The 13488-nt window shown below is 72.0% G+C and carries 10 protein-coding genes; 6 read left to right on the top strand and 4 right to left on the bottom strand.

Annotated elements, in window-relative coordinates:
* Nucleotides 1-11 precede the first annotated feature (11 nt).
* From PSH03_RS17155 to PSH03_RS17140, 4 genes are all read left to right on the top strand, one after another.
* Nucleotides 12-977 carry a glutathione S-transferase family protein gene (locus PSH03_RS17155; RefSeq protein ID WP_210784703.1) on the top strand — a complete coding sequence of 322 codons (966 nt, stop codon included), beginning with the start codon at nt 12-14 and terminating at the stop codon, nt 975-977.
* The gene (locus tag PSH03_RS17150; protein ID WP_210784702.1) at nt 970-1653 is read left to right on the top strand and encodes a DUF998 domain-containing protein; all 684 of its coding nucleotides are present in this window, start codon (nt 970-972) and stop codon (nt 1651-1653) included. The genes PSH03_RS17155 and PSH03_RS17150 overlap by 8 nt, the downstream gene beginning before the upstream one ends.
* A 168-nt stretch (nt 1654-1821) precedes the next feature.
* Entirely contained in the window at nt 1822-3114 is a 1293-nt protein-coding gene (locus PSH03_RS17145) for a dicarboxylate/amino acid:cation symporter (RefSeq protein WP_210784744.1), read from the top strand.
* Nucleotides 3115-3183: 69 nt separating this feature from the next.
* Nucleotides 3184-4251 carry an NADH:flavin oxidoreductase/NADH oxidase gene (locus PSH03_RS17140; protein ID WP_210784701.1) on the top strand — a complete coding sequence of 356 codons (1068 nt, stop codon included), beginning with the start codon at nt 3184-3186 and terminating at the stop codon, nt 4249-4251.
* A gap of 48 nt (nt 4252-4299) precedes the next feature.
* On the opposite strand, the gene PSH03_RS17135 is transcribed toward PSH03_RS17140, so the two are convergent.
* The gene (locus tag PSH03_RS17135) at nt 4300-7902 is read right to left on the bottom strand and encodes an ATP-binding cassette domain-containing protein (protein ID WP_238689748.1); all 3603 of its coding nucleotides are present in this window, start codon (nt 7900-7902) and stop codon (nt 4300-4302) included.
* A gap of 715 nt (nt 7903-8617) precedes the next feature.
* On the opposite strand from PSH03_RS17135, the gene PSH03_RS17130 reads away from it, so the two are divergent.
* Nucleotides 8618-9184 (top strand): hypothetical protein, encoded by a 567-nt coding sequence (locus PSH03_RS17130; protein ID WP_238689647.1) that lies wholly within the window; start codon nt 8618-8620, stop codon nt 9182-9184.
* Between the two features lie 217 nt (nt 9185-9401).
* On the opposite strand, the gene PSH03_RS17125 is transcribed toward PSH03_RS17130, so the two are convergent.
* Nucleotides 9402-10241 (bottom strand): GNAT family N-acetyltransferase, encoded by an 840-nt coding sequence (locus PSH03_RS17125; RefSeq protein WP_210787032.1) that lies wholly within the window; start codon nt 10239-10241, stop codon nt 9402-9404.
* Nucleotides 10171-11511: an MFS transporter gene (locus PSH03_RS17120; protein WP_238689747.1), complete on the bottom strand. Its 1341-nt coding sequence runs from the start codon at nt 11509-11511 to the stop codon at nt 10171-10173. The genes PSH03_RS17125 and PSH03_RS17120 overlap by 71 nt, the downstream gene beginning before the upstream one ends.
* A 112-nt stretch (nt 11512-11623) precedes the next feature.
* Between PSH03_RS17120 and PSH03_RS17115 the strand changes: the two genes are divergently transcribed.
* Entirely contained in the window at nt 11624-12202 is a 579-nt protein-coding gene (locus tag PSH03_RS17115) for a PadR family transcriptional regulator (protein WP_238689746.1), read from the top strand.
* 107 nt (nt 12203-12309) lie between these two features.
* On the opposite strand, the gene ispG is transcribed toward PSH03_RS17115, so the two are convergent.
* Nucleotides 12310-13482, bottom strand: coding sequence for a flavodoxin-dependent (E)-4-hydroxy-3-methylbut-2-enyl-diphosphate synthase (gene ispG / locus PSH03_RS17110; RefSeq protein ID WP_210787026.1), 1173 nt, complete (start codon nt 13480-13482; stop codon nt 12310-12312).
* Between the last annotated feature and the right edge of the window lie 6 nt (nt 13483-13488).

Here is a 13488-nt window from a genome sequence, read left to right as displayed (position 1 = left end):
AGGTTGACGGCATGGCCCGGGCCCAGTTCAGCGCAGAGACCAGCGGCGGCGGCGCGTTCGTCCGCCAGCCGAACCGGTTCACCGGTCGGGTCACCGCCGACTCGACCTCGCCACCCGGCGGCGGCCCGGACGAGCAGGACCGCTGGCCGCTGGAGGCTGGCCGTTACCGGCTGATCTGGTGCCGGGCCTGCCCCTGGGCGCACCGGGCGAGGATCGTGCGTGGCCTGCTCGGGCTGGACGACGCGATCTCGCTGGGCACCGTCGACCCGATCCGGGACGAGCGGGGCTGGGCGTTCGCCCTCGACCCGGACGGCTTCGACCCGGTGCTCGGCGTGAGCTTCCTCTCCGAGGCGTACCTGGCCACCGACCCGGACTACACCGGCCGGGTGACAGTGCCGGCGCTTGTCGACACCCTGACCGGTCGGGTGGTCACCAACGACTATCCGCAGCTCACCCTCGACTTCTCCACGCAGTGGCGGTCGCTGCACCGTGCGGGGGCGCCGGACCTCTACCCGGAGGCGCTGCGCCCGGAGATGGACGCGCTGATGGCCGAGATCCACACCGACGTGAACAACGGCGTCTACCGGTGCGGGTTCGCCACCTCCCAGCAGGCGTACGACGAGGCGTTCCGGGCGCTCTTCGCCCGACTGGACGCGCTCTCCGAGCGGCTGGCCGGGCAGCGCTACCTGATGGGCGACGCGATCACCGAGGCGGACGTGCGGCTGTTCACCACGCTGGTCCGCTTCGACACCGCTTACCACGGGCACTTCAAGTGCAACCGCGACAAGCTGACCGAGATGCCGGTGCTCTGGGCGTACGCCCGGGACCTGTTCCAGACGCCGGGTTTCGGCGAGACGGTGGACTTCGACCACATCAAGCGGCACTACTACGGCACGCACCGGGAGATCAATCCCAGCGGCATCGTGCCACTCGGGCCGGACGAGTCCGGCTGGAGCACGCCGCACGGGCGTGGCTGAGCCGGGTCGGCCGGCCGCCCCGACCGTGCCGAGGGCCCGCGGCGAGGTCGCCCGCCGGGTCGCCGGGTCCGCCGCGGCCGGCTGCACCCTGGCCGGTGCGGTGGCGGTGACGCTCGCCGTGGTCGCCGGTCCCGGTCCAGGGCTCACCGGGTACGTCAGCGAGGCGGGCATCGCCGGCAGCGCTCACGCCGCGACGTACCGGATCGGGATCCTGGCCCTTGCCGGCGCGTTGCTGTTGATCGGCGCGGCGCTGCCCCCCGGGGTGTGGGCGGCGGCCCCGGCGCTGCTCGCCACCGGGGCCGTGTTCACCGCCGTGTCCGGGGCGGTGACCTGCTCCGGCGGCTGCCCGTTGCCGCCGTTCGAGCGCGCGACGACGGCGGACCTGGTGCACGGCGGCGCGAGCATCGCGGCGACCGCCGCTGTGGTCTTCGCCATGATCACGCTGGCCGTCTCCGGGCCGGCCGGCCGGACGGTCCGTCGGCTGGCCGGCGTCGCCGCCGCGCTGGCTCTGCCGCTCTGCGCCACTGTGGGGCTGGCGATGCTCGTGATCGGCCGAGGCCCGGTGGTGGGGGTGCTGGAACGGCTGATCCTCGCCCTCGCGGTGCTGTGGGGCCTGGGCACCGCCACCGCGCTGGCCCTCTGTAAGGAGCCTCACGCCGTCCGGTCCTTCCGATGAGCGGGAATCGGCGTATCGTCGGCCAACGATGACCAATGTCTGGGGCCTCACCGTCCGCCTGTATGTCGATCTCCGACTGCAGGCCAGTGGCATCTGTCCGGGCTAGCCGCGTTTCTACGCCTGCCCCGATCGGACCGGACAATTGGATACATCCCCATGCCCTTCAGCCTGCGCAAAATTCCCTTCTCCGTGCAGATCCTGCTCGGCCTCGTGCTCGGCGTCGCGCTGGGCTTCCTTGCCCGCAGCAACGACCTGAGCTGGCTGACCAGCACCCTGCACACCGTCGGTAGCCTCTTCGTCCAACTACTCAAGCTGGCCGTGCCGCCGCTGGTCTTCACCGCCATCGTGGTCAGCGTGGTCAGCCTGCGCGGCGTCGCCAACGCCGCCCGGCTCGCCGTCAAGACCCTGCTGTGGTTCGGCATCACCGCGCTGATCGCGGTGAGCATCGGCATCGGCCTCGGCCTGCTCACCAACCCGGGCAAGGGCGTGACCCTCGACCTGGGTGGCGCGGCGCCGCCGAAGAACACCGGCTCGTGGACCGACTTCCTCACCGGCATCGTGCCCACCAACCCGGTCGGCGCGTTCGTCGAGGGCAACGTCCTCCAGATCGTCTTCCTCGCCGTCGTCATCGGTGCCGCGGCCCTGCTGGTCGGCGAAGCCGCCGAACCGTTCGTGGCGCTGAACCGCTCCCTGCTGGAGATCGTCCAGAAGGCGCTCTGGTGGATCATCCGGCTCGCCCCGATCGGCACCCTCGGCCTGATCGGCAACGCCGTCGCCTCGTACGGCTGGGACCTGCTGGCCCCCCTCGCGAAGTTCACCACGGCCGTCTACGTCGGCTGCGCCATCGTGCTGTTCGTGGTCTACCCGCTGGTGCTGATCCTGGCCGGCCGCCTCAACCCGCTGCGCTTCTTCGCCGGCGCCTGGCCGGCTATCGAACTGGGCTTCGTGTCCCGCTCCTCGGTCGGCACCATGCCGGTGACCCAGCGCTCCGTCGAGCGACTCGGCGTGCCCCGCGAGTACGCCTCGTTCGCGGTGCCCTTCGGCGCGACCACGAAGATGGACGGTTGCGCCGCCATCTACCCGGCCCTCGCCGCGATCTTCGTGGCCCAGGTGTTCGGCGTGCAGCTCGGCATCGGCGACTACCTGCTGATCGCCTTCGTCTCGGTGGTCGGCTCGGCGGCCACCGCCGGTCTGACCGGCGCGATCGTGATGCTCACCCTGACCCTCAGCACGCTGGGCCTGCCACTGGCCGGCGCCGGCCTGCTGCTGGCCATCGACCCGATCCTGGACATGGTCCGCACCGCCACGAACGTCGCGGGGCAGGCGCTGGTGCCGACGGTGGTCGCCGCCCGCGAGGGCACCCTCGACCGGGCCGCGTACGAGTCCGCCGGCCGACGTGACCTGACCGACCCGGTGCCGGTCGCCGACACCCGGCCCGAGCTCACCCCCGTTCCCGCCTGACCGATTCACCAGTACGGCGACGGGCCCCTCTCCCCAGGGGCCCGTCGCCGTGTCGGAGAGGATGACCCCATGAGTTCCCTGTTCACTCCCCTGGCCCTGCGCGGGGTCACACTGCCCAACCGGATCGCCATGGCACCGATGTGCCAGTACTCCGCCGGCCCCGACGGCCTGCCCACCGACTGGCACCTGATCCACCTCGGCAGCCGCGCGGTCGGCGGTGCCGGCCTGGTGCTGACCGAGGCGACCGCCGTGCTCCCCGAGGGCCGGATCAGCCCACAGGACACCGGCCTCTGGTCCGGTGCGCACGTCGACGCCTGGCGGCCGGTGACGGCGTTCGTCGCCGCCCACGGCGCGGTGCCGGCCGTGCAGCTCGCGCACGCCGGCTTCAAGGCCTCCACCTACCGGCCGTGGGCGCCGGAGCGCGGTGGCGTGCCGGACGCCGAGGGCGGCTGGACACCCGTCGCCCCCGGCTCGGAGCCCTTCACCGCCGGCTATCGGACGCCGACCAGCCTCGACGAGGCCGGCATCGCCGGGGTGGTCGAGGCGTTCGCGGCCGGAGCCGTCCGCGCCCTGGACGCCGGCTTCGCCGCCGTGGAGATCCACGCCGCCCACGGCTACCTGCTCAACGAGTTCCTCTCGCCGCTGACCAACCACCGCACCGACGCGTACGGCGGCGACCGGGCGGCCCGGATGCGGCTCACCCTGGAGGTGGCCCGCGCGGTACGCGCCGCGGTCGGCGAGGACGTGCCGGTGCTGACCCGGATCTCCGCCACCGACTGGGTCGACGGCGGCTGGACGATCGAGGACAGCGTGGTGCTCGCCGGTGAGCTGGCCGGCGTCGGCGTCGACCTTGTCGACGCGTCCTCCGGTGGGGTGAGCACGGACCAGCGCATCCCGCTCGGCCCGGGTTACCAGGTGCCGCTGGCCGCCCAGATCCGCCGCGAGGCCGGTGTGCCGACCGGCGCGGTGGGCCTCATCGTGGAGCCCGAGCACGCCGAGCAGATCGTCGCCGGCGGCGAGGCCGACCTGGTGCTGCTGGGTCGGGAGTTGCTGCGCGACCCGTACTGGCCGCGCCGGGCCGCCGCGAAGCTCGGCGTCACGTACTCCGGCCCCGCCCAGTACGCCCGCGCCTCCTGATCCCGACCGGTCGGGCGGCCGCCGCGTGAGCGGCCGCCCGACCGTCGGTCAGCCGGCCAGGTGCGACCAGTCGCCCTCCAGGTCCTGCCAGGTGCCCTGGGCGGCCACCGTGCCGCCGATCAGCACCACCACGTGGTCGGCCCGGACCAACGCGGCGCGCTTCGCGGTCGAGCCGACAACTGTCACCCCGTGGCCGCGCAACGCCTGCCACAGCGCCAGCTCGGTGGTGACGTCCAGCGCCGACGACACGTCGTCGGCGACCAGCAGTTCGGTACGCGGGGCCAGCGCCCGGGCCAGTGCCAACCGCTGCAACTGCCCACCGGAGAGCCGGGTGCCCTTGTGCCCGATGAGCAGGCCCAGCCCGCCGCCGGCGGCAGCCAGGTCATGGTCGAGCTGGGCGGTGCTGACCGCCCCCGCCGCGTCCACCTGGTGCCCGAGGGCGATGTTGTCGGCCACCGTGCCGGAGAGCACCCGGGGCAACTGACCGACGTAGCCGACCTGGTTGGGACGCAGGAACAGCTCCGGCTCGGTGACCGGATCACCGTTCCAGGCCAGCTCGCCGGTGTGGTGCACGATCCCGGCCAGCCCACGCAGCAACGAGGACTTCCCTGACCCCACCGGCCCGACGACCAGCACCAACTGCCCCCGCTGCACGGTGAGGTCCACGTCCCGGACGGCCACCGTGCCGTCGGAGTGCACCACCCCGAAGCCGCGCAGCTCCAGCCGTCGCAGCGGATGCCGGGGCGGCATGGTCGGCGCGGGCGCCGTCCCGGCGGTCAGGTCGACCTCCGGCACCCCCGCGGAGTACGCGCTCACCCCGGTCATCGCCGCCGTGCGCCGGGTCCAGACCCGTGCCGAGGGCAGCTGCGAGATCAACGACGCCGTCGTCCAGGCGAACCACCGGGCCGCGCCCAGGGTGGACACGGCCACCAGCACCGCCCCGGCGGAGAGCGAGCCGTTCAGGTAGAGCGCCCAGGCGCCGATCGGCAACAGCCCACTGGCCATCGACGGTGTGGAGCGCGCCCACACCTGCACCGAGATCTCCCGCCGCTGCCGGTCGCTGCGCAGCACGTCCAGGCTCGCCAGGTGGCGCAGCACCGCAGTGGTCGCGCCGGCGAGCTTCACCGTCCGCGCCGCGGAGAGCGCGGAGACCAGCGCCGTGGCGAAGGAGGCCCGCGCCGCCACCGTCGCCCGGGCCGCACGCTCCAGCTTCGGCCCGAACAACGTCGCCGCCAGCCCGGAGACGACCATCGTGCCGAGGAAGAACAGCCCGGGTACGACGCTGCCGGTGACCGCCGTCATGGCGACCACGAGCACCAGCGCGACGGTCTGGTCCAGCACGTTGTCGGCGAGCTGGACCACCCGTTCGGTGTCCCCACCCTGCGCCACCACCTCGGCAGGGCTGTGTGAGCTGACCCGGCGCGGCCCGGTCTGGCCGTGCACCAGGCGAAGGCCGATCCGCAGCATCTGCCGCACCCACCACTGCGGGAACCAGACGTGGGTGTAGAACGGCAGCGGCAGTGTGATCAGCAAGCCGGCGACGATCCCCACCGCCGGCAGGTACGGGTTCCCGGTCCCGTCGACCAGGTCCGCCCAGAGCCACGGCAGCACCGGGCCGTCCAACCCGAGCAGGCTGAGCCCGAGGAACAGCACGATCGCGGCCGCACCGTACCGGGGATCGTTGGTACAGAGTCGGAAGATCTCCCGCAGCGTCCGGGCCGGCGGCACCGGCGGCAGCGGCGGCGGCTCGGCCCGGGTCGGCCCGACCGCGCCCTGCGTGCTGTCGGGCGGTGTCTCCCGCGTGGCCTGCCCGTTCGGCTCGGCCCGCGTCGGTGCCGGCTCGGTCGGCCAGGCGGCGGCGTGCTCGGTCGCCGCGACCGGCTCGCCCCGCGCGGGCGCCGGCTCGCTCGGCCACGCGTCCGGACCGGGGCCGACCAGGAGGTCCGTGCCGACGCCGCTGCGACCGGCCGGCGCCACAGTGGCGTACGCGGCGGCGTGGCTGGTCGCCAGGAGTTCGGCGAAGCGTGTCGACGTCTCCAGCGGACCGGCCTCGACCACCGCGCCGTCGGCCAGGACCACCACCTCGTCACAGCGGCGCACCGAGGAGAGTCGGTGCGCGATGACGATGCCGATCCGGTCACGCAGCAGTCGTTCGGTGGCCCGCTGCACCCGCGCCTCGGTGACCGGGTCCAGCCGAGCGGTGGCCTCGTCGAGGATCACCACGTGCGGCTCCCGGACCAGGATCCGGGCGAACGCCACCAACTGCTCCTGACCGGCGGAGAGCACGTGCCCGCCCTCCCCCAGCCGGGTCGTCAACCCGTCCGGCAGCTCGGCGATCCAGCTGGCCAGGCCCAGCTCGTCGAGCGCCCGAGCGGCCGCGTCGAGCAACTCCGGGTCGAAGAGCGCCACGTTCTCGGCGAGCGTGCCGGCCAGGATCTCGGTGCGCTGCGGCACCAACGCCACCCAGCGGCGCAGTTGCTCGACGTCGAGGTCGCACAGGTCGGTGCCGCCGAGGAAGACAGTGCCCGGCGGCACGTCGACCGCCCGGGTGAGCACCTTCGCCAGCGTCGACTTGCCCGAACCGGTCCGCCCGATCAGCGCGTACGAGCGACCGCGCGCGAAGGTGAGGCTGAGCCCGCGCAGCGCGACCCTGCGGCCACCCTCCCCGTACCCGAATGTCAGGTCCCGAATGCGCAGGTCACCCTCGCTCGGGCTGGCCCCGCCCACCGGCTCCTGCCGGGCCTTGTAGAGCAACTGCACCCGCGCCCACGCGCCGAGCGCCTCCTGGATCTCCGGCACCATCCGGCTCACGTGTTCCGCGGTCGCCCCGAAGGCCAGGGCGAGCAGCCAGATGGCGGTGAGCCGGGCGGCGTCGATCCGGCCGGTGGCCAACGCCCAGGCACCGCCGAGCACCACCGCGCCGATGCCCGCCCGGATCGTCGCGGTGGCCACCGTCGCCACCCGGGCGGACAGCACCCAGACCACCAGGCCACGGGACAGCACGGCGGAGGCCCGCCGGGCGTACAACCGCAGCACGTACGGCCGCGCCAGGCTGGTGCGTACGTCGTCCTGCCCGTGCACCGCCTCCTCCATCACGGCCGCCAGGTCGGACCACGCCTCCTCCTCGGCCATCCGGGCCGGGCCGATCCGGGCCGTGGGCCGGCGCAGGCCGACCGCGAGCACCACAGTGAGCAGCAGCATCGCGATCCCCGCCGGCCACCACACGAACACCGCCACGACCATCGACAACAGACCGACGCAGAGGCCCTGGGCGAGCCGGGTGCCCTGGTTACGAATTGCCGACGCCACCTGATAGACGTCCCCGTCGATCCGGTCCAGCAGCTCGCCCACCGGAGTGGTCTCCAGGGTGGGCAGGTCCTGCCCGAGAGCGACGCGGCAGAGCCGGCGACGCACGTCGGCGGACCAGTCGGCGGTCAGGCCGGCCATCAGCAGACTCACCGCGAGGTCGCTGAGGACCACGGCGACCAGGGCCGCGGCCAGTACGGCGAACAAACCAGCCGAACGATGCACCAGCACCGCGCCGGCCAGGGCCGACGCGCCCGCCTGCCCAGCGGCACCCAGCACGATGAGGACGGCCACGATCGTCACACGACGGGTCGAGGTGCCCCACAGATCACGGAGCAGGCGCATGGAAAGTCCTCCGGATGTGGGGTTGCGGAGACTTCAGCCTGCCGGCGTCGGCGTGTAGATTCAACCGAATTTCCGGCCTCTGAGCTGGGCATCCGTGCAGTTCCGCCAGCGGCGGCAGCGGACCTGCAGGGTCAGCGCCGGCAGAACCCCGGCGGGGCTCCGCACCGCAGGCGTTCTGCCCGATCTGATGCGATCTAGCCAACTTTGGTGCCGGCAGGGGCTTCTTGATCGACCAGGGGTGGTTTGGGGTCGCACGAGCCACGCCGCATGGGGTGATTTGTCCGTTGGTGGGTGTTTGTGGGGTGTGGTCGGGCGCACTCGTGGGCCGGAATCATGGCCGGGCCGGGGTCGTTAAACACCCTGACGATCGCAGCACCACCGACCGGCCGCCGCACCCATGGGCTGGTCGCGCAGGCCGGAATGCCAGCCTCCACCCGGTCGTTACAGTCCCCACGAACGACCACCGGGCACCGCCACGACGAGGGTGCCGGCAGATGGGCCGACCCCGGAATGACCCCGGCCCCCCGGTCGTTACAGATGGACCCGGCGCCACGAGCCCCCCGCTCGTAAGGTCGCCAACCTAGACGCCCGACCGGGTGTCACCCCCCAAGACTTTTCTCCTTGTTAGTGCAGCGCCGGACGAGGTGCTCACACCCATCACCGCCGTCCCCCTCTTTGGCGGTGCGGGTGTTCTACCCCCGAAGGAGCTACCCCCATGAACACGATCTTCCGTAAGAGCATGCTGTCTGTTGCTGGTCTCGCGTTCGCCGGTGGTGTGTTCGCCGGCCCGATCGCCGCCCACGCCGCTACCCCGGCCGTGGATGCCAAGGCGGTTGCGGTGGCCGTGCAGTCGGCGGCGCCGAAGCCGCAGGGCGAGCAGTCCCACATCACCCTCAACGACGAGCAGACCACCAACGTGAAGGCCATCATCGCGGCCACCAAGAAGGCCGGCCTGCCGGAGCGGGCCGCGGTCATCTCGATCGCGACGAGCCTGCAGGAGTCCAAGCTGGAGAACCTGGGTCACCTGGGTGACCGGAACGACCATGACTCGCTGGGTCTGTTCCAGCAGCGCCCGAGCTCGGGTTGGGGCACCCCGGAGCAGATCACCGACCCCGAGTACTCCACCACCGCGTTCCTCAAGGGCCTCAAGCAGGTCGACGGGTGGCAGGACATGCCGCTGACCGACGCCGCGCAGACCGTACAGGTGTCGGCCTACCCGGACGCCTACGCCCAGTGGGAGCAGCAGGCCACCGACCTCGTCGCCCAGCACTGGAACAGCTGACCCACACCACAAGCACCCAGCACCCAGCACCCAGCACGGCAACACCACAGCACCACACCGACCACTGGCCGGCACCCCGCAACCCGGGGCGCCGGCCAGCGGCGTTTCTTTGCTCCGAGTGCGCAGATCTTGGACATTTCCCGTTCAGCGCGAACGGAATCTGTCCAAGATCTGCGGGGATACATCACCGCGTGCCGCGCGAGCCAACCGGCAGCGGTCAGAAGAGGACGGTGGCCAGGGTGCCGATCGGCTGGAATCCGCAGCGCTCGTAGACACGGCGGGCCGGGAGGTTGAAATCGTTGACGTACAGGCTGACGGTGGGGGCGACTCGCAGCAGCGCGTCGCGGACCACGGCTGCCATGGCGGCGGTGGCGATCCCCCGGCCTCGCCACTCCGGTGCCACCCAGACGCCCTGGATCTGCGCCGTCCGTTTGGTGACCACGGCCAACTCGGCCTTGAACACGACCTTGCCGTCGATGATGCGGGCGTACGCGCGACCGGTCCGGACCAGGTCGTTGACCCGCCGGCGGTAGCTGCGTCCGCCGTCCTCGGCCAGCGGGGAGACGCCGACCTCCTCGGTGTACATGGCAACCGCCGCCGGGAAGAGCCGGTCGACCTCGCCGGAGCGAACCTGGCGTACCTCCGGATCGGCCGGTACGGGTGGCAGCGTGTCGGTGACCAGCAGTGGCTGATTGGGGCGAACGTCTCGCGCTGGCCCCCACGTTCCGGAAAGGCGGTCCCACAGCCCGAGGACGGCATCGGCCCGGCCGACGATGGAGGAGCAGAGCCGCTCCTCGCCGGCGAGCAGGTCGGCGAAGGCAGCGACCGCTGCGTCACTGGCCAGCACCGGGGTCAGGTTGCCGCCGAGCCAGCAGAGTGACTCGAGGTTGCGGCGAGCCCCGTACCCCAGGATTCTGCCCTCGGCCCGCCACCAGGAGAGTCCGCGCGCGGCGATCCGCTCGGCGACCTGCGCGCCCGCGAACGGGTCATGGTCGAGCAGTCGCTCGACCGCGCGGCGCTCCGATTCCCCCAGTTGGCGTACCGGCACCGTCAGCACGACTATCAGCCTGCCAGATCGACCCCCCGCTCCGCCGGTCGAGTGGCGAGGCCGGCACCGGTTCTGCGGGCCCACTGATCGGCCGGGTCCGCCCGGCCCAGCGGACGACCGGGGGCACCAGGGCTCCGAGCAGGAGAAAAAGGGCACCGAGCACGAGCCAGCCAGGTACGCCCCAGCCGAGCGCGAGGGTGGTCACCACGACCGGTGCGAGCATCTTGCCCAGTTCGTAGCCCATGCCGTACGCCCCCTGGTACTGCCCCTGTGCGTCCGCTGGTGCCAGCCCGAAGGAGATCCCCCAGCCGGCGGCGGAGTGCCACAGCTCCCCGGTGACGTGCGCGAGCGCCCCGAGGCCGAGCAGGCCCACCGCGCCGGCGGTGGGCAGCGCGCCGCTGGCAGCGAAGAGTACGCAGGCCAGGGCGATGGCCACGCCCGCTCGGCGGGCGGCGCGGGCGGCCCCGGGCACTGTGGCGGCGGTATTCGCGGCGCGTACCTGAAGGAGCACGACCAGCACGGTGTTGACCAGCGTCAACGCGGAGATCATCCAGACGGGGGCCCGGGTGTGGCCGGCGATCCACAGCGGCAGTGCGATGGTGAGCAGGCTGAAGTGCATCGACATCAGCCCGTCGACCAGTGTGAAGGCGAGGAACGGGCGGTCCCGTAGGGCGACCAGCCGAGGGCCGTGCGTCGGGGCGGCGACCGGGGCGACGGCGGGCAGACGAAGGAAGACCACCGCTGCGGCCAGTGACGTCGCCGCCGAGGCCAGGATGAGCACGACGTACCCGGTTCGGGTGTCGGCGGCGATGGCGAAGCCGCCGAGGACGGCGCCGACGGAGATCCCGACGTTGGTGGTGGCTCGCAGGTAGGCGCGGGTGCGGACCCGCTGGTCGGCTGGGATCGCGCCGCCGATCAGTGCGCCGCGGGCACCTCGCTCGACCGCGTCGGCAAGCGCGGTGGCCGCTCCCACCAGCACGAACGTGGGGAACGACCGGACGGCGATCAGGCCGATGGTCAGGGTGCCGGCGACGAACAGCGCGCCGACCTGCACGCCGCGTGGGCCGACGCGGTCGGCCAGGTAGCCGCTCGGGGCGCTGGCCAACACACCGACCAGGGCCGAGATGGTCAGCCCGATACCCACTTCGGTGGCCGACAGGCCGACCGACCGGGTGAGGAAGAGCGCGCTGGCGACGAGCCAGAGGCCCCGCCCGACGGTCTTGACCAGAGTGCCGAGGGTGAGGACCCGGGCCGGACCCGGCGGGGGAAGCAGGCGCATGACCGACACTCTAACAAGACGTACGTACGGTTTGGTAGATGGGAGTTGTCGGCGATGCATTGCCGATATATCGTTGATGCATCAGCGATAGTCCTAAGGAAGGAAGAACCCGATGAGGTTCCACCGACAGCACCACCCGATGCACGAGGCTCGGATGCGGGGGTTCGGCTTCCCGCCCGGTCCGCACGGTCATGGCCACGAGCACGGCGGCCCCTGGGGCGGCCGGGGCCGTGGACGGGGTCGGGGCCGACGCCCCAACGTCCGAGCGTCCGTGTTGGCCCTGCTCACCGAGCGGACTATGCACGGCTACGAGATGATCCAGGAGATCGACTCCCGCACCGGCGGTGCGTGGCGGCCGAGCCCGGGCTCGATCTACCCCACCCTCCAGCTACTGGAGGACGAGGGCGTGATCGTCGCCAGCACCGAGGAGTCCGGTGGTGGGCGGAAGCGGTTCACTGTCACCGAGGCCGGTCAGGCGGAGGCCACCGAGGCCGCGCAGACCCCGCCGTGGGCGGACGTCGCCCAGGGCACTGTGAGCAGCTGGCACGACATCCGTGACTCTGGCGCACAGGCGATGAACGCGCTGCGCCAGGTGATGATGAACGGCACCGACGACCAGCGTGAGCGGGCCGCCCAGGTGCTCGACGAGACCCGGCGCAAGCTGTACGCGATCCTCGCCGAATCCGAGTGACGCCAGGCCGCGCCACAACGCCAGGCCACCCCAACAGCGCACGATCAGCACGAACGCACAGCGGCCGCTCCCCGCACGGGGAGCGGCCGCTTTTTCCAGATGGAAGATCAGTGCACGGTGACGGTCGGGCCGGTGACCAGCCCGCGCAGCTCCTCGGGGAGTTCGGCGCCCATCTCGTCGGCGATCCGCAGCGCCTCTTCGATCAGGGTTTCGACGATCTGGGCCTCGGGCACCGTCTTGACGACCTGGCCCTTGACGAAGATCTGGCCCTTGCCGTTGCCGGAGGCGACACCGAGGTCGGCTTCCCGGGCCTCGCCCGGACCGTTCACCACGCAGCCCATGACGGCGACCCGCAGCGGCACCGGCAGCCCTTCCAGGCCGGCGGTGACCTCCTCGGCGAGCTTGTAGACGTCCACCTGGGCCCGCCCGCAGGACGGGCACGAGACGATCTCCAGGCCCCGCTCACGCAGACCGAGGGACTCCAGGATCTGGTTGCCGACCTTGATCTCCTCCACCGGCGGGGCGGACAGCGACACCCGGATCGTGTCGCCAATCCCCTCGGCCAGCAGCGCGCCGAACGCGACCGCCGACTTGATGGTGCCCTGGAAGGCTGGCCCGGCCTCGGTGACGCCGAGGTGCAGCGGGTAGTCGCACTGCTCGGCGAGCTGCCGGTACGCCCGGATCATCACGACCGGGTCGTTGTGCTTGACCGAGATCTTGATGTCGCGGAAGCCGTGCTCCTCGAACAGCGAGCACTCCCACAGCGCCGACTCGACAAGCGCTTCGGCGGTGGCCTTGCCGTACTTGCTCAGCAGGCGCTTGTCCAGTGACCCGGCGTTGACGCCGATCCGGATCGGCGTCCCCGCCGCCCCCGCGGCACGAGCGATCTCCTTGACCTTGTCGTCGAACTGCCGGATGTTGCCCGGGTTGACCCGGACCGCCGCGCAGCCGGCGTCGATCGCGGCGAAGACGTACTTGGGCTGGAAGTGGATGTCGGCGATCACCGGGATCTGTGACTTCTTGGCGATCGCGGGCAGCGCCTCGACGTCGTCCTGGGACGGCACCGCCACCCGGACGATCTGGCAGCCGGACGCGGTCAGCTCGGCGATCTGCTGAAGGGTCGCGTTGATGTCGGAGGTGAGGGTCGTGGTCATCGACTGCACGGACACCGGCGCACCACCACCGACCGGAACCGAACCGACCATGATCTGGCGGCTGGCCCGACGGGGAGCGAGCGGCGGGGGCGGCACGGCGGGCATACCGAGACTGATAGCTGTCACTTCAGG

This window comes from Micromonospora salmantinae (assembly GCF_022230905.1).
Taxonomy (GTDB): Bacteria; Actinomycetota; Actinomycetes; order Mycobacteriales; family Micromonosporaceae; genus Micromonospora; species Micromonospora salmantinae.
Note: the sequence above shows the minus strand (reverse complement) of the source record. Positions and strands in the feature narration are given on the sequence as shown.